Raw genomic sequence first — 15,082 nt, forward strand, 5'->3', positions numbered from 1 at the left:
GACAAGATGGAACAGTTTGTGTGTAATCTCAAGGAAAGTATTTATGCCGACATTCAGAAAATTGAATTGTCGGAGAGTGATATTTCTCAGAAATCGTTGAAAATAATTCAAGTGCTGGAGAAAACCTTTGAAGATTTAAAAACATTCATTTTGGATTATACTTTCAAAGACCAAACGGAAGAAATAATTTTCTTTAAAGAAATTAAGCCTCAATTGTTCAGCCAATTAGTCTATCATAACAAAATTTACAATATTGAAATGCGGATGCCGACAGGTAGCTATAATGATAAAAAATCTTATCTGGAGAGTGTATTAAGCAGAATCAAGTATTTCTTCGATATGAATTTTGATTTTTACCATTATTACCGTTCCGGAAGCACTCACTTGGATAAATATTACTTTCTCATGGGGAAACCTGATATACAACTCATTCTGGATAGTTTTTATTTTGAGCGGGATACAAAATTCTCTACAAGCCATGATTTCAAGGTAGCAAAAATATTGGCAAATGAAATGCTGACAGTATATGTAAACGGGAAAATTATCAAACTGGAACAACAGTCTCAATCCTTTACGGAAGAAAGTTATTGCATTTCCAAATCCAAACACACATGGACGGATTCAAAAACAGACCTTACGGAACTGATTTATGGATTATACGTTAAAGGTAGCATTGACAAGGGAAATGTTGATATAAAGGAGCTTGCCGACTATTTTGGGAACTTTCTCAATATTGATTTGAAAGATATTTACCGTATCTATCTGAACATCAGAAGCCGTAAGGACAGCAGGACGTTATTCCTTGATTCTTTGACAGATGAACTTAATGACAAGATGGATGAAGATGATAAACGATAGTAGAAATGCAAGTATGGAAACGCTTATTCATATCGAATGGAACCTGAAAGGAACCATTGATATGCAACACCTTTCCAATGAATTGGGTTTTACGGAAAAACAACTCAATGAAGCATTCTATGAACAAACATCATTCAGTATTCAGGAATATATGGCGAAACGCCGCTTTACGGAGATAATGAAGCGTTTGGCGCAAACCTGCGATGAAGTAGCAGTAATTGCAGAAGATTTTTCTTTCCCCAATACCAATACTTTAGTGTCCTTTTTGCAGGAATTTAATGTTAATCCGTTTTGTATCCGCAAAGGTTATCTGTTGGATGGATTTAACCTGACGGAATCAATAGTGGATTCAGTTATCAATCGTTTAAAGATTGCAGGTTCGTATCAGACGGCGATAAAGTCATTAAATAGTAGTATTTTTGTAAGCTAATCAGACAAAAAGATGACGAAAATAAATACAAATTACAAAATGAGGAGGATTGAAAATATGAGCAAATACGAACCATTATGGAAACACCTGCAAGCAAATGAAAGTGAAACGCTGAAACTCACTTATGACGACATCAAAGCTGTTCTCGGCTTTGATATCGACCACTCCTTTCTAACCTGCAAGAAGGAAGCGGCGCAATTTGGCTATCGTGTGGGGAAAATCTCCATGAAGGAGAAGCACGTTACATTTCATAAGGAGGAACAATTATGAAAAAATGGTATAACGAAGAATACGAATTTACTGTTGAGGTAACAGGCTTTCTCCGTGGCGACCGCACCGAGGGATATTGCCGAAACGGCGAAGAAATTGGAGACAAATATACCTGCACATATGGTTGCCCTGTAAATTCAGATGGACAGGGGATTTGCTCAAAAGTGATGATGATTATGTTCCCGATTATGGAAGCCGTTAGGAGCGGTGGCGATTTAGAAAACATCGGTGGCGACGGCAAATACAGCAAGGACGTTGTATGCCCGGACGGTTGCGTTATATTTCGACTGACAGCAAAGAAACTTGATAACGAGAATTTTTTTAAGGGGAAGTTTTTTAATCAGGGGGCGCTGTGATGAATGTTTCATTATTATGAGAGTAAAGGCAGCAAAATAATTAGTTTGAATGACCTGTTATGGCAACAGGAAATAAAATAAAATTAAAACAGAAATATAAAAAACAGAAATTATTATGAAATTTAGTAATGTTAGATTGTTAGTCAAGGACTACAAAAGTTGTTTCAAGTTTTACAATGAAAAACTTGGTTTAGAGCCTGCTTGGGGCGATGAAAACAGTAATTACGTTTCATTCAAAGTGGCAGAAGGAATAGAGGGTTTTGCCCTGTTTGTTTCTGATTTTATGGCTCCTGTAGTGGGTAACGCTGAAAAAACTCAACCGTCAGGATACCGCGAAAAATTAATGGTGTCTTTTGAAGTTGAAAACGTTGATGACACTTATCAGGCATTGTTGGCAAAGGGTATTACTTTTGTTAATCAGCCAACAGATATGCTTGATTGGGGAATGCGAGTTGTTCATTTGCGCGACCCCGAAGAAAATTTGATTGAATTATTTACTCCTCTGGCGATTCAATAAAGATAAAAAGAAAATTGACGAAATGCTTCATTATTACGAAAGTAAAGGTAGTAAAATAATAACAGGATTTGGCGGAATTGAAAAATACTACAGAGGAATATTCGACCGATGATGGCAAAAGGGTTGTGTATGAACCGAAATGGAAGTTATAAACAAAATTAAAATATGAAGTACAGAACAGTTAATTTAGACGCATTCAGCGTCATTGGAGTAAAGAATTTTACATCCATCGAAAACGGCGAGAATTTCATCAAAATTCCGCAAATGTGGGCAAGTTTGCCCGAAGAAACAATGAACAGGCTGGGCGAACTTTCCAACCTGAAGCCGTCGGGCGTACTGGGCATCTGCGCGGAAATGCACGATAACGGCTTTGACTACTGGATTGCCGCCGCTACAACAAAAGAATGTCCCGCCGGATTTGAGAAGTTGGATATTCCCGCTGCACACTGGATTGTCTTCGAGATAACCGGCGCGATGCCCAAAGCCATACAGGACGGATGCCGGTACATATTCAATGAATGGTTTCCATCGTCGGGTTATCAACATGCCGATGCACCGGAAATTGAGTGGTATTCCGATGGAGATATGAGTTCGTCCGATTATAAAAGTGAAATATGGATTCCGGTTATTAAACAGGATTAGAATAAAATGAAGACACATCTGTTTTTTCTTTTTATATTGTTCATTCAGTTGCCTTTACGGTCGCAATCCGATTACCCGAAGATACGGATTTCCGAAGACATCGAATTGATAAAACTTTCGGAAAAGGCATACGTTCATGTATCTGTTTCTGAAATAGACGGATTCGGCAAAGTATCGTCCAACGGCTTGATTTTGGTAAGCAAGGACGAAGCGTTTCTTTTTGACACTCCGGTAACCGGCAGTCAAACGGAAACTTTGGTGAAATGGATTGCCGATTCGTTAAAAGCCGCTGTTTCTACTTTCGTTCCCAACCATTGGCACGAAGACTGTCTCGGCGGCTTGGATTATCTTCATTCAAAGGGCGTAAAATCATACGCCAATCAGATGACGGTTGATTTGGCAAAAGAACATGGAAAGCCTGTTCCACAAAACGGATTTACAGATTCCCTGCAATTAAACCTGTATGGCGAAGATGTTTACTGTTATTATTTTGGGGGCGTCATTCGACGGATAATATTGTGGTTTGGATTCCTTCCGAAAAAATCCTGTTTGGCGGATGCATGGTAAAAGACATTTATTCCAAAGGACTTGGAAACCTGTCGGATGCCCAACCGGAAGAATGGGCAAAAACCATTCAAAAAGCGATTGGGAAGTTTCCCGAAGCAAAAATTGTCATTCCGGGGCATGGAGGGATTGGCGGAAAAGAATTATTGCAGCATACAAAAGAATTATTACAGCAATATTTAAAAATAAAAATGGCAAAAGAAGCATTGATTATAATTGATATTCAGAATGATTATTTTGAAGGAGGGGCAAATCCTCTAATCGGAAGCCTTGAAGCAAGTGAAAATGCAAAAGCATTATTGAATGATTTCAGGGAACGGTCGTTACCTGTGATTCATATCCAACATTTTTCGACCAGAGTAGGTTCGACATTTTTTATCCCAAACACAAAAGGGGCAGAAATTCATGAAAATGTTATACCGGTTGGTGGAGAGAAAGTGATTGCGAAAAACTATCCAAACAGTTTCAGGGAAACGGATTTGCTCGAATACCTGCAATCGAATCATATTACGGATTTGGTGATTTGCGGCATGATGACTCACATGTGCGTTGATGCAACAACGAGAGCGGCAAAGGATTTCGGATTTACCTGCACGGTAATTGGAGATGCCTGCGCCACAAGAGATTTGAAAATTCAAGGTTCAGTTGTCGCGGCGAGTGAAGTGCAAAAATCTTTTCTTGGAGCATTGTCCTACTTCTATTCATCCGTACTGACGGCAAAAGAGTATTTAGTTAAAATGGAATAATATGGAAACAAAGAAACAGAAAAATTTAATGGAAGTCTTTCAGGAAGAATCTCCTGAAGTGGCACAAGCCTTCGGCGGATTAATCCAATCCGTCAGCAACATGAAAGCTTTGGAACCCAAGATGAAGCAGTTGATTTACATTGCCATTCGCGCCTCACAGGGCGAAACAACGGCAGTAACCGCCCATGTGCCGATGGTAAAACGGGCAGGCGCCACCCGCGATGAATTGAAAGAAGCAATCATCATGACGACCACCGTTTGCGGTATCAAGGGGATTGCAAGTTGCCTGATTCCGGCTTTGGAAGCCTATGATAATGCAAAATGAAAAACTAATGAGAACCGCCATCATTTACACCTCCAAGCATGGAACAACCGCCAAAGTTGCGCAAATGATTGCCGGGCGATTAACCGGCAGTCAGGTATCAATCATTGACCTGAAAAAAGTGAAATGCCCCGACCTCAATTCCTTTGACGGAATAATTTTAGGCACATCTATTTATGCCGGAACATCATCAAAAACGATGCAACGTTTCTGCAAGGACAACATTGCAGTATTGACACAAAAGCGATTGGCATTGTTCATTTGCGGAATGGAACCGGACACGTCCAAGCGACAACAGGAATTGACAAATGCTTATCCGCAAGAATTAGTCCAACATGCCGTTTCAACATGCTTTGCCGGAGGTGAATTTCAGTTCGAGAAAATGAATTTCTTTGAACGCGCAATTATCAAGCGTATCGCTAAAACGGACAAAAGCGTTTCGGACATAAACAGCGATAATATAGATAGATTTGTACAGGAAATCAACAAGTAAGGAATCATGAGTCAATTATTAAAGGAACAAAATATCTTTCCGTCAGAGGAAGTTTTAAAAGATGTACTCGGCAATGTTTACAATGTCTTTGAAGAAATGATAACGAGGCTAACTCAAGACGAATTTTCATTAACGGTCACTTGGAACTACTATAAAGACGGTAAATCATGGTTGTGCAAAATTTGCGACAAGAAAAAGACAATCTTATGGCTTTCAGTTTGGGAGGGGTTTTTCAAAATCTCGTTTTACTTCACGGAAAAACACCTCGAAAGCATTGCGTCTTTGGATATTTCAGAGCAAATTAAAGAAGTATTTTTTCACACCAAACCGGTGGGGAAATTAATTCCATTAATAATCAATATCAATACGAGAGAACAATTAACCGATTTACTGAAAATAACAAAGTATAAAAAGGAATTAAAATAAAACGAGGAAGAAGAAAAATATGGAACACGAAAACAAATCCATTCACGAATTTGATGTTAATCTAATCTGCGAATATTTCTCGCGGTTGGAACGGCAGGGACCCGGCAGTCCCGAAATAACGGTTAAGGCATTGAGTTTTATAGACAACCTTACCGCCGAATCGCAAATACTTGACCTCGGTTGCGGAACAGGCGGTCAGACGATGGTGATGGCACAACACGCACCGGGGGATATAACGGGAATCGACCTTTTTCCCGCTTTTATCGACCTGTTCAACGCCAATGCCGCTAAACTGAACCTGCAAGAGCGGGTAAAAGGCGTTGCCGGTTCAATGGACAATCTTCCTTTCAGGGAAGGGGAATTTGACTTAATCTGGTCGGAAGGGGCAATCTACAATATCGGTTTTGAGCGGGGACTGAACGAATGGCGTAAGTTTTTAAACCCCGGCGGATACATTGCCGTTACCGAAGCGTCGTGGTTTACAGAAGAACGCCCTGCCGAAGTCAATGACTTTTGGATGGATGCTTATCCCGAAATAAACACCATCCCAAACAAAGTAGCACAAATGCAGAAAGCCGGATACATTCCTGTTGCTTCGTTTATCCTGCCGGAGAACTGCTGGACGGAGCATTTCTACGCCCCTCAAATTGCAGCACAAGAAGTTTTCTTAAAAAAATATGCAGGTAATAAAACTGCCGAAGAGTTCATCGCAAGTGAACGGCACGAAGCACAATTATACAACAAGTATAAAGCGTATTATGGCTATGTGTTTTATATTGGGAAGAAGAATGGTTACCCAATCGACTAATTTGAGCGTAGATAAAATTGCTACGGAAATATTCCCAGTAAAACCTGTCCATAAAATATTGGTTAAATCGCAATTCAAAAAGAAAATGGCAAGATTGAATGAATAAAAAAAACCGGATAAAAACGATTATACTCGACTTTGACGGCACGATTGCCGATACAAAAGACAGTATCATACAAACTATCCAGGCAACATTGGATGAGTTAGGTATTCAAAGAGCAAATGAATCCGACATAAAGAACCTGATAGGACTTCCGCTCAGGGAAACATTTGTCAGGGTTGCGCACTTGACGGACAGGAATATGCAGGAGAAAGCGATAGCACTGTATAGAGAAAAATATAACCAAATTAGCCTTAATACGGTAAAATTGTTCCCCGATGTAAAGGAAACGTTAAAAGAACTGCATGATAACGGGCTAACCATCACAGTAGCTTCCGGAAAAGGAAAGGAAGCGTTGTTGAATCTGTTGGACAGAATGGGAATTGCCCGGTACATCTCGCTGGTATTTGGGGAACAGGATGTGAAAAACAAAAAGCCTGCCCCCGACATGGCGCTGTTGATTCTTGAAAAAACAAATTCCGGCCCACAGGAAACTTTGGTGGTAGGCGACACGGTGTATGATATGGCAATGGGTCAGGAAGCCGGTTGCATCACATGCGGAGTAAGCTATGGAAACCATACGGAAGAACAACTCAAAAGCCGGAATCCGGACTTTATTATCGGAAAATTCGCCGAAATAACAGGTATTATCGGGGGGATATATCAATTGTAAAACGACAAAGATTATGAAGCGTAAAGTAGATAATTCATACGGAATAATTCCCTTTTATATTCCATCCGAAAAAATAGTGGAAAAATCGAAAGGCTGCTACCTGTATGATTCGGAAGGAAAACAATATACCGATTTTGAATCGGGGGTCTGGTGCGCCAATCTGGGGCACAGTAACGACCGAATTGTGAAAGCAATGGAAGCGGGCATCCGTCAATCTATTCATCACGGGTATAAGTTCAGAAATCATCCGTCGGAATTTTTGTCTCAGGAACTTGTACGGATAACCGGATTGGAAAAAGGTTCGAGCGTTTTCCTGTCTTCCGGTTCGGAAGCGGTTAATCTTGCCATATCAATGGCGCGAAATATTACGCGACGCGAGAAAATACTGAAAATACACAATTCTTACCTGAGCGCATACGGATACGGGCAGATAACTCCCGGTAACAACCATATTGAGAATGTCCACTTTAACGATATGCAATCGTTGGATGAAACCAATTTTGGAGAGATTGCGGCGCTTGTTCTGGAAACAGGGGGAGCATCCATTGATATGGTCAGATTCCCGGATTATGCTTTTATCCAGGAATTAGTCGAATTATCAGTAGCTAACGGTTGTCTTGTCGTGGCAGACGAGGTTACTACCGGAATGGGACGTATGGGTAAATGGTTCGGATTCCAATACTATGATTTTTTACCGGATATAGTTGTAACCGGTAAGGCTTTGGGAAACGGTTATCCTGTCAGTGCGGTAACGGTCAGTGCAAAAATATCTGAATCATTCGGAAAAAATCCGTTCAGGCATTTGCAATCCCACCAGAATGACCCGATGGGAGGTGTAATCGGATTGGAGGTGATAAGGACAATTGGGGATGAAAATCTGTTGAATCGCTGTCTTGATACCGGACACTATTTCAAAGAACGATTATTATTTCTTAACGCCAAATTCAAACAAGAAATAAGGGAAGTGAGGGGAAGAGGATTGATGATTGCTCTGGAACTGGATAACTCGGTCAATGGCGAACTTGTCAGCGATTTATTGTTTGAAAGAGGATTTGTTATTGGTTACAAAGCAAATACACTGCGTTTCTTACCTCCTTTGGTCATAGAAATAACAGAGATAGACAAGTTAATTACAAATATCGGTGAAATACTGGAACTGTTACGGCAATAGTATATGAATATCTTAATCATTTATGCGCATCCGAGCAATAAATCCTTTACATATAAGGCATTGCGAATTTTATTGAAGGCTCTGAATATGAGCAATCACCAAGTTGAAGTATCGGATTTATACAAAATGAAATTTCAATCTGATATGACGGAAGAAGAATATGAAAGAGAGGGATTTGCAAAAACCGAACTTCCTTTATCCGAAGATGTTATCGCGGAACACCGGAAAATAGATTGGGCTGATTGCATTGTCTTTCTCTATCCTGTATGGTGGAGTGATTGCCCTGCAAAAATGAAAGGTTGGTTCGACAGGGTTTATTCCGCCGGGTATGCCTATGGTTATGACCGAAATGGAGAAAAAGTAATAAAAATGAAGCACATCAAATTGGGACTTGTCATTTGTACAGCAGGACATCCAAACGATTTTTTAGAAGAAACAGGAATTGCAGGAAGTATGCGGAATGTAATGCTTGACGACAGGTTGGGTGTTCGATTCGAGAAGAAAGAAATGATAATACTCGGCGGCACACTGGAATATGAGAAAGTAGCAAACAGTCATTTGGAAAAGATTATGAATTTAGGAATGAACATGGACAAATTTTGTGACACATTAAAAAAATAACGCCTGATATGCAACTGCAAAAGTACAATCGGCCGATACTGTTTTACGGCACATCCGTTTTGGTTCCGTGGCTATGTTGGTTTATATGGGCATGGTTAAGCCACAGTCAATGGCAAGGAAATCCGGCAGTGTTTTTTTGTGGGAGTGTACTTGGATTGACCGGTTTATGTGCTCCGTTCATTATTGCCATGATTTTGATACTTCCCGACAAGGAAATGAAACAGGAATTTGTTTCCGCGACGTTCCGGCTGAAAGGCATCCGACCTGTTTTCTGGGCATTAACGATTTTCCTTTTCCCGTCGAGCATACTTGCGGCCCAAGCAATTTCCCTGCTTTTCGGATACAGCCTGTCTCAATTCAGGATTGTAGAACATCTCTCTTTTACGGCCGGTATTTTTCCCGCGTGGTTTTTACTGATATTAGCGCCCATTCTGGAAGAATTTGGCTGGCACACCTACGGGATACACTGTTTAAGAAACCGCTTTAATCTACTGGTTACGTCTCTTATTTTTGCTATTGTCTGGGGAATCTGGCATATACCCTTATCTTTTGTGAAAAGCTATTATCAGAACGTTCTTGCGGAGACAGGTGTGATTTATTCCATCAATTTTCTGGTAAGCCTTATCCCTTATGTGATTATAGGCAACTGGCTGTATTACAGAACGAGCAGGAATATGCTGCTGGTGGTACTGTTTCATCTGCTGGCAGGATATTCCAATGAAATATTCCAAACACATCCCGACAGTAAAATTATACAAACGGTATTGCTGTTGATATTTTCGACAATCTTAGTATGGAAGGAAAAAGCATTTTTCTTTGACAAATCACATGAGAAAATATTCAATTTAAACTATAAAAAGAAGTAATATGGAATATGTTGTAAATGAAGCGCATGAGACGGAATTTCCCAGCCCGTTACTGGTGAAGCGTAACGAAAAAGTAATCGTTAAAGGCGAATCGGAACATTGGCAAGGCTGGATTTACTGTATAAAGACGGACAGTTCTAACGAAGGATATGTCCCGGAACAAATAATAAGATACGAGGATAATTACGGAATCATAACGGAAGATTATTCTGCAAAGGAGTTGAATGTCAGGGAGGGAGATATTCTTGAAGGAATAAAAGAACTCAATGGATGGCTGTGGTCGGAAAATAAAAAGACCCATGAAATGGGCTGGATACCTGTAAAAAACATCAAATTATTGGAAAAATGAATGACGAAATGAAAAAAGAAGTAATACTTGGTCTGCTCAATGAGTTTGCAGACCGGGAGGAATCATTTATCGCTCCGGCCTTGAATGCCGGTTGCTTTGGACGCTGATTCTGCGAAATTATGAAACTCTCGTAAATAATAATTAACAAAAATAATAAAGATGAAAATTAATATGACGCAAATAAGACCTGTAGAAGGCGACATTGAACAAAACATAACTTCCATTATAATGAATTTATTTATTTGCATTATTATGGCGGCTGTATTTTTACTAACAAGTTGTAACACTGTTAAAAACAACACAGATATGAAAAACATTTCCTTGATATTCTCCGGTATTGAGTTTACCAAAGCTGTCAATGACGCGGAGAATCATTATAGGGTCAGTGATAGCCTTTTGGTTGTTGATGGTATCGGAGGTTCCAATTATTTTATCTCGCCGGACGGTATGCGTGCCGAGGCCACCGCTCCCATACTTCTGAAAGAGATAGATAACAGCAGACCTTTCACTTTTACTACCTGTGTAGAGAGTAAAATAGAAAAAATATACGATGCCGGAACAATATATATCTACATTGATAATGAGAATTGGCTGAAATTTGCATTCGAACGCGACGAAAAACTCCGATGCCGTGTTGTAACCGTTAAAACGGATAGATCTTCAGATGATAATAATCACGATATTATTGGGCAGGATTACGTGTACATGCGCATTGCATCAAACGGAAAACAAATAGGTTATTACTATTCGACAAACGGAGTCGATTGGAATCTTGCACGGATATATAAAAACTATTATCCGCAAAAAATATGGCTGGGGCTCAGTTCGCAATCTCCCAAGCCGGGTAATAATTCTGCGTCTTTCATGAAAACGAGTTTGACTGATAGCTATATTTCCAATCACAGGTTGGGAGAATAACCGTGTAAATTTCCGGTAAAGCATTGAAAGATGAATGAATCAAGTTCGCACCATCGGAAAAGCCGAGGAGAACAATCCTCCTTACTTTTATGGCCAAGATAACATTCAGGAAAAATGGAACAACGACTATCGACAAAAGAAGATTACCGGCAGCGGGTTAATATCGTCATTGAGTACATCAACAATCATCTCGATGCAGTTATTGACCTTGAAAAACTGGCTGAAATATCCAATTTCTCAAAATGGCATTTCCAGCGCATGATGAAAGCGTATTTGGGTGAACCTGTTGGCGCATACATCATGCGGGTGCGGGTGGAAACTGCGGCGAAACTGTTGCGCTATACGGAAATCCCTGTCAGTGACATTTCTTATCAGGTCGGCTACGATGTGCCGTCTTCGCTGTCGAAAGCATTCCGGTTGTTTTACAATATTTCTCCGAATGAGTATCGTAACAATAAAAATTACACCATCATGAAATCATTGCAAGTAAATGAGAATTTGAATTTGAAAGCGCCCAAAATGCTGACATTAGCGCCTAAACAGGCAATTTACCTGAAACTCACAGGCGAGTATCAGACACTGGATTTTTGCGGCGCATGGAGTAAATTGTGGCAGTATGTAAAGGACAACAAGCTCTTTTCCGCAGGTATTGAACACATCGCCATCTATCACGACGACCCCAAAGTAACGGAAGCCGGTAAATTGCGTACCGACATCTGTTTAGTTTTGCCCAAAAAGGCTGAACCGAAAGGTGAAATCGGCGTAAAAACGATTGAAGGAGGCAAGTACGCAATGTTCCTCTATCAAGGCTCTTACGACAATTTGGGTGCAGTATATGACACTATCTACGCTAAATGGTTGCCGGAAAGCGGCGAGCAACTGCGCAACTATCATTGCTTCGAGAAATACATAAACAATCCCGAAGATACAACTCCCGAAAAGTTGAAAACAGAAATTTATGTTCCAATAGAATAGACTCCGCCTTCTGCCACTACAACTTATAGTTATCTTCATCGAAATAAACGAAGATTACATTTTTGATGGAATCATTCTTGGATAGAAAGCCCGCTACCGTGTAAAAAGCAATGGTAGCGGCTTTTTCTTTTCAAGTTAAAACAAATTCTATTATCAAGTTGATATAAAGTTCAATATCTATTTTAAGCCTCTTTTTGTCTCCAAATTGGGCGATTTTGAGGCGTTTTTCTACTGTTTCTGCCATAAAAAACAGTTTTCAAAGCCGTTTTTTGTACTTTGTTATTTCCTCAATAAAATAATCTGCTCATAATCAATCATGTAATAATAATATTCAAAAAAAGTATTATCAACTTGTCAATACCTGATAATTCAACTTCCGACCTTTGCAAAAACAACAACAAAAATGGCAAATAATCCTAAACAAAATAGGCCATGACAGACAAGGAGTTAATAACGTGGATGCAAAATTGGTTTGAGTGTTTTATGGCACGGTTCGACCGATTGGACAAACATTTGGAAAAAATGGCGATAAAGGAAAAACTATTAGAGGGCGAACGGCTGTTGGATAACCAGGACGTATGCCAGATGCTCAATGTAAGCAAAAGGACATTGCAGCGTTACCGCTCGTCGGGCGAACTTCCCTACCAGATGCTCTATCATAAGACTTTTTACAGGGAAAGCGACGTGGAAGCCTTTATCAAGGCCAATTTCGCCAAAGGGGATGACACGGACGGCGATAATCCCGAAGAACCGGATGTTCCGTAACTGGTATTTTTCTTTTCTAAACACTATCGTTCAACAGAAGCCCGCACCGTCGTGATTGACAGGCGCGGGCTTCGCTCGTTTACAGGACAGTTTTTACAATTTAGATTTTGAAGCCCTTTTTCTCAGGTATTCCATGCACAGGTCGGGCGACAACCAGCCTGTCGCCCATGATTTTATTAATTGTCTGCAAATTATCCGGCATGGCTACAAATTTATTTTCCTCCTTCGGTACACCCGCCATGATACCGACGCTCTGCTCAATGGGTTTCAGCGAGGCTTCTATTTTACGCTCCATGACCACCATCTCCGCTTTCAGTCCCTTCAACTCGTCCTCCTTTTTCCAAAGGCTTTCTACCACTGCTTTGAGTGTGGGAACGTCCTTCATCAGCTTTTCGTTGTCTGTCTTGTACTTCTCCAGCAGGGCGGGCATGGTATCTAAAGCGTTCAGGAAATTGGCCGCCGCCGTTTTCGGGTCGGCTGCAAGGTGGCCGTGATTGTAGTTATACAAAATCTCGCCTTCTCCCTTGATAAAAAAGCGGTTCTGCACTAAATCGAATCCGTCCTTCACGGTGGTTTCCGATTTCACCAGCAGGGTAAAGCCATAGAGCGACCCGATGGGTTCCGAAAGGCCGTGCGTCCGCGCTTTGTCGGCAATCTCGTTCAGCTTCTTGCCGACGGACACGGGGTCGGTGGCCGCAAAGCCGTCCAGCCTGACCGGATTCAGGCGTGTGCCGTCCGGGGCAACCTGCACACGGGAGGCGAATGCTTCCACGTCTTTGGATATACGGGCGATGAATCCCTTATTGGTCTCCACCGTCTGCATGATTCCCTCCAGCTTCCAGCGGGTCGAGGACTTGCCCTGCGTGAATGCCCGCCGTTCGCCCTCCAACGAAGTAATTTTTTTCTCCAGCCGCGCTTTTTCCAGCAATTCCGTATTGCCGGACAGGATGGCGACGTATTCGGAAAAATTCATGCCGCTTTTCTCGTCCATACTGCCCTCGTCAATGGTACGGCTGCCCATATTGTTATTCTTTAGCTGGTTGATAAATAACTGCTTGTTGTGCAGCAACCCGAATTTATAAGCGTCCAGCGATTTTTCAACGGCGTAAATCACCACATCGACCTTGTTACCGGCATACAGCTTGGCAATCTCGTTACCCTTTCGGATACCGCGACCGGCGCGCTGCTCCAAATCCGATGGCCGCCACGGTGCATCGAGGTGATGAATGGCTACGCACCGCTGCTGGGCGTTTACGCCCGTACCCAACATCTCCGTTGAACCGAACAGCACTCGGATTTTACCCTCGTTCATGTCGCGTATCATCGCCTTGCGGGATTTCTCCGTCCCGGCTTCCTGTATAAACCGTATTTCGGATGCCGGAATACCATACTGCGTAACGAGCTTGTTTTTTATCTCGCTATACGGGTTCCAAATATCGGGTTTGTAGGTACCAAGGTCGGAAAAAACAAATTGAGTCCCATTCTGCGGAGTGTATGTCTTGTAGTAACCGGCAATGACGGCGGCGCAATGGCTGGCCTTATTGTCGATATGGTCGCCGTACTTCTGCGGGTCAATCAGGCGCATGTCCAACGACATTTTACGGGCATAGTCCGTTGCTATGAGCATCTTCGCCTTTTCCTCGCTCTCCGAAAGCGGCGCACGTCCCAAAATGGTGGCGTCGCCTGTTTTGGCAAACGCCATCAGCTTTTGTATAAAATCCTGCTGGTCGGGCGTGGGCGGAATATTGTGCAGAATCTCGTTCTTTTCGGGACGGTCGATACCGATGTCCTTCGCCGTGCGGAAATCGGTGATTTCCGAATAGAATGAAGCCAGTTCCGGGACTTTAATGAAATATCGGAACCGCTCTTTCTGCACAATCTGGTTGGTTACCGAAAACTCGTAATCCTTCGTCTTCTTGGCGAAGATAGCCGCCCATGCGTCGAAGGTGTTGATGCCCTGCCTTTCGAGTTCCTTCGGGCGCAGGTATTTAAAGAGCAGGTACAATTCCGTAAGCGAATTGGAAATGGTGGTTCCCGAAAGAAAGGTTGCGCCTAAATCCTTGCCCGTCCTGTCCTGGATGGTACGCACAGCGAAAAGCATGTTGAGCGCCCGCTGGCTCCCATCGGAATTTCCCAGCCCCGCCACGCGGTCATGCCGGGTGGTAAAGGTCAGGTTTTTAAATTTGTGCGATAAATCCGAAAGTTTGGATTT

20 protein-coding genes and 1 pseudogene are annotated in these 15,082 nt (G+C 41.7%); 20 read left to right on the forward strand and 1 reads right to left on the reverse strand.

The genetic code is table 11. From position 1 onward, the window contains the following. Positions 1-6 precede the first annotated feature (6 nt). The 20 genes and pseudogenes from JCM10512_RS17315 (at position 7) to JCM10512_RS17410 (ending at position 12,870) form a co-directional block, all read left to right on the forward strand. On the forward strand, positions 7-858 hold the full coding sequence (locus tag JCM10512_RS17315) for an RteC domain-containing protein (protein ID WP_044164916.1): 852 nt from the start codon (positions 7-9) through the stop codon (positions 856-858). Beyond that, a complete protein-coding gene (locus tag JCM10512_RS17320) occupies positions 839-1,288 on the forward strand; it encodes a helix-turn-helix domain-containing protein (protein ID WP_044164917.1) in 450 nt (149 codons plus the stop codon). The genes JCM10512_RS17315 and JCM10512_RS17320 overlap by 20 nt, the downstream gene beginning before the upstream one ends. A 39-nt stretch (positions 1,289-1,327) precedes the next feature. Then, on the forward strand, positions 1,328-1,558 hold the full coding sequence (locus JCM10512_RS17325; protein WP_200869110.1) for a hypothetical protein: 231 nt from the start codon (positions 1,328-1,330) through the stop codon (positions 1,556-1,558). Next, positions 1,555-1,914 carry a TIGR04076 family protein gene (locus JCM10512_RS17330; protein ID WP_044164918.1) on the forward strand — a complete coding sequence of 120 codons (360 nt, stop codon included), beginning with the start codon at positions 1,555-1,557 and terminating at the stop codon, positions 1,912-1,914. Before JCM10512_RS17325 ends, JCM10512_RS17330 begins: the two co-directional genes overlap by 4 nt. A 115-nt stretch (positions 1,915-2,029) precedes the next feature. After that, on the forward strand, positions 2,030-2,431 hold the full coding sequence (locus JCM10512_RS17335; protein WP_044164920.1) for a VOC family protein: 402 nt from the start codon (positions 2,030-2,032) through the stop codon (positions 2,429-2,431). A gap of 165 nt (positions 2,432-2,596) precedes the next feature. Further along, entirely contained in the window at positions 2,597-3,073 is a 477-nt protein-coding gene (locus JCM10512_RS17340) for a GyrI-like domain-containing protein (RefSeq protein WP_044164921.1), read from the forward strand. Positions 3,074-3,079: 6 nt separating this feature from the next. Beyond that, positions 3,080-3,822: pseudogene (gene bla / locus JCM10512_RS17345) on the forward strand (subclass B1 metallo-beta-lactamase); the annotation flags it as partial. Between the two features lie 6 nt (positions 3,823-3,828). After that, positions 3,829-4,383, forward strand: a complete 555-nt coding sequence (locus JCM10512_RS17350) for a cysteine hydrolase family protein (RefSeq protein ID WP_044164950.1) — start codon at positions 3,829-3,831, stop codon at positions 4,381-4,383. Position 4,384: 1 nt separating this feature from the next. Then, positions 4,385-4,708: a carboxymuconolactone decarboxylase family protein gene (locus JCM10512_RS17355; RefSeq protein WP_044164922.1), complete on the forward strand. Its 324-nt coding sequence runs from the start codon at positions 4,385-4,387 to the stop codon at positions 4,706-4,708. 7 nt (positions 4,709-4,715) lie between these two features. Then, positions 4,716-5,198 carry a flavodoxin domain-containing protein gene (locus tag JCM10512_RS17360; RefSeq protein ID WP_044164923.1) on the forward strand — a complete coding sequence of 161 codons (483 nt, stop codon included), beginning with the start codon at positions 4,716-4,718 and terminating at the stop codon, positions 5,196-5,198. 6 nt (positions 5,199-5,204) lie between these two features. Next, entirely contained in the window at positions 5,205-5,624 is a 420-nt protein-coding gene (locus JCM10512_RS17365; RefSeq protein WP_044164925.1) for a DUF3788 family protein, read from the forward strand. Positions 5,625-5,643: 19 nt separating this feature from the next. Beyond that, positions 5,644-6,432, forward strand: coding sequence for a class I SAM-dependent methyltransferase (locus tag JCM10512_RS17370; RefSeq protein WP_044164926.1), 789 nt, complete (start codon positions 5,644-5,646; stop codon positions 6,430-6,432). 98 nt (positions 6,433-6,530) lie between these two features. After that, a complete protein-coding gene (locus JCM10512_RS17375; protein WP_044164928.1) occupies positions 6,531-7,205 on the forward strand; it encodes an HAD family hydrolase in 675 nt (224 codons plus the stop codon). Between the two features lie 13 nt (positions 7,206-7,218). Further along, the gene (locus tag JCM10512_RS17380; protein ID WP_044164931.1) at positions 7,219-8,376 is read left to right on the forward strand and encodes a class-III pyridoxal-phosphate-dependent aminotransferase; all 1,158 of its coding nucleotides are present in this window, start codon (positions 7,219-7,221) and stop codon (positions 8,374-8,376) included. 3 nt (positions 8,377-8,379) lie between these two features. Beyond that, the gene (locus JCM10512_RS17385) at positions 8,380-8,997 is read left to right on the forward strand and encodes an NAD(P)H-dependent oxidoreductase (protein ID WP_044164932.1); all 618 of its coding nucleotides are present in this window, start codon (positions 8,380-8,382) and stop codon (positions 8,995-8,997) included. Positions 8,998-9,005: 8 nt separating this feature from the next. Next, positions 9,006-9,863 carry a CPBP family intramembrane glutamic endopeptidase gene (locus tag JCM10512_RS17390; RefSeq protein ID WP_044164934.1) on the forward strand — a complete coding sequence of 286 codons (858 nt, stop codon included), beginning with the start codon at positions 9,006-9,008 and terminating at the stop codon, positions 9,861-9,863. 1 nt (position 9,864) lies between these two features. Next, complete coding sequence (locus tag JCM10512_RS17395; RefSeq protein WP_044164936.1) at positions 9,865-10,212, forward strand: SH3 domain-containing protein; 348 nt, start codon at positions 9,865-9,867, stop codon at positions 10,210-10,212. A gap of 306 nt (positions 10,213-10,518) precedes the next feature. Then, positions 10,519-11,130: a DUF1349 domain-containing protein gene (locus JCM10512_RS17400; protein ID WP_158332235.1), complete on the forward strand. Its 612-nt coding sequence runs from the start codon at positions 10,519-10,521 to the stop codon at positions 11,128-11,130. Between the two features lie 114 nt (positions 11,131-11,244). After that, positions 11,245-12,105 carry an AraC family transcriptional regulator gene (locus JCM10512_RS17405; RefSeq protein WP_044164938.1) on the forward strand — a complete coding sequence of 287 codons (861 nt, stop codon included), beginning with the start codon at positions 11,245-11,247 and terminating at the stop codon, positions 12,103-12,105. A gap of 432 nt (positions 12,106-12,537) precedes the next feature. Then, positions 12,538-12,870, forward strand: coding sequence for a helix-turn-helix domain-containing protein (locus JCM10512_RS17410; RefSeq protein ID WP_081741436.1), 333 nt, complete (start codon positions 12,538-12,540; stop codon positions 12,868-12,870). A 100-nt stretch (positions 12,871-12,970) separates the two neighbouring features. Here JCM10512_RS17410 and JCM10512_RS17415 read toward each other — a convergent pair. Beyond that, positions 12,971-15,082, reverse strand: a 2,112-nt coding sequence (locus tag JCM10512_RS17415; protein ID WP_044164953.1) for a helicase-like domain-containing protein, incomplete at its 5' end; no start/stop codon positions are given.

It is taken from the genome of Bacteroides reticulotermitis JCM 10512 (genome assembly GCF_000517545.1).
In the GTDB taxonomy this organism is placed as follows: Bacteria; Bacteroidota; Bacteroidia; order Bacteroidales; family Bacteroidaceae; genus Bacteroides; species Bacteroides reticulotermitis.

Excerpts from the sequence above, each read along its gene's own strand:
- JCM10512_RS17400 (WP_158332235.1), top strand. The coding sequence starts at position 10,519 with ATGAAAAACATTTCCTTGATATTCTCCGGTATTGAGTTTACCAAAGCT.
- JCM10512_RS17385 (WP_044164932.1), top strand. The coding sequence starts at position 8,380 with ATGAATATCTTAATCATTTATGCGCATCCGAGCAATAAATCCTTTACA.
- JCM10512_RS17360 (WP_044164923.1), top strand. The coding sequence starts at position 4,716 with ATGAGAACCGCCATCATTTACACCTCCAAGCATGGAACAACCGCCAAA.
- JCM10512_RS17380 (WP_044164931.1), top strand. The coding sequence starts at position 7,219 with ATGAAGCGTAAAGTAGATAATTCATACGGAATAATTCCCTTTTATATT.
- JCM10512_RS17335 (WP_044164920.1), top strand. The coding sequence starts at position 2,030 with ATGAAATTTAGTAATGTTAGATTGTTAGTCAAGGACTACAAAAGTTGT.
- JCM10512_RS17410 (WP_081741436.1), top strand. The coding sequence starts at position 12,538 with ATGACAGACAAGGAGTTAATAACGTGGATGCAAAATTGGTTTGAGTGT.
- JCM10512_RS17405 (WP_044164938.1), top strand. The coding sequence starts at position 11,245 with ATGGAACAACGACTATCGACAAAAGAAGATTACCGGCAGCGGGTTAAT.
- JCM10512_RS17390 (WP_044164934.1), top strand. The coding sequence starts at position 9,006 with ATGCAACTGCAAAAGTACAATCGGCCGATACTGTTTTACGGCACATCC.
- JCM10512_RS17340 (WP_044164921.1), top strand. The coding sequence starts at position 2,597 with ATGAAGTACAGAACAGTTAATTTAGACGCATTCAGCGTCATTGGAGTA.
- JCM10512_RS17325 (WP_200869110.1), top strand. The coding sequence starts at position 1,328 with ATGAGGAGGATTGAAAATATGAGCAAATACGAACCATTATGGAAACAC.
- JCM10512_RS17315 (WP_044164916.1), top strand. The coding sequence starts at position 7 with ATGGAACAGTTTGTGTGTAATCTCAAGGAAAGTATTTATGCCGACATT.
- JCM10512_RS17350 (WP_044164950.1), top strand. The coding sequence starts at position 3,829 with ATGGCAAAAGAAGCATTGATTATAATTGATATTCAGAATGATTATTTT.
- JCM10512_RS17355 (WP_044164922.1), top strand. The coding sequence starts at position 4,385 with ATGGAAACAAAGAAACAGAAAAATTTAATGGAAGTCTTTCAGGAAGAA.
- JCM10512_RS17370 (WP_044164926.1), top strand. The coding sequence starts at position 5,644 with ATGGAACACGAAAACAAATCCATTCACGAATTTGATGTTAATCTAATC.
- JCM10512_RS17320 (WP_044164917.1), top strand. The coding sequence starts at position 839 with ATGAAGATGATAAACGATAGTAGAAATGCAAGTATGGAAACGCTTATT.
- JCM10512_RS17365 (WP_044164925.1), top strand. The coding sequence starts at position 5,205 with ATGAGTCAATTATTAAAGGAACAAAATATCTTTCCGTCAGAGGAAGTT.
- JCM10512_RS17395 (WP_044164936.1), top strand. The coding sequence starts at position 9,865 with ATGGAATATGTTGTAAATGAAGCGCATGAGACGGAATTTCCCAGCCCG.
- JCM10512_RS17330 (WP_044164918.1), top strand. The coding sequence starts at position 1,555 with ATGAAAAAATGGTATAACGAAGAATACGAATTTACTGTTGAGGTAACA.
- JCM10512_RS17375 (WP_044164928.1), top strand. The coding sequence starts at position 6,531 with ATGAATAAAAAAAACCGGATAAAAACGATTATACTCGACTTTGACGGC.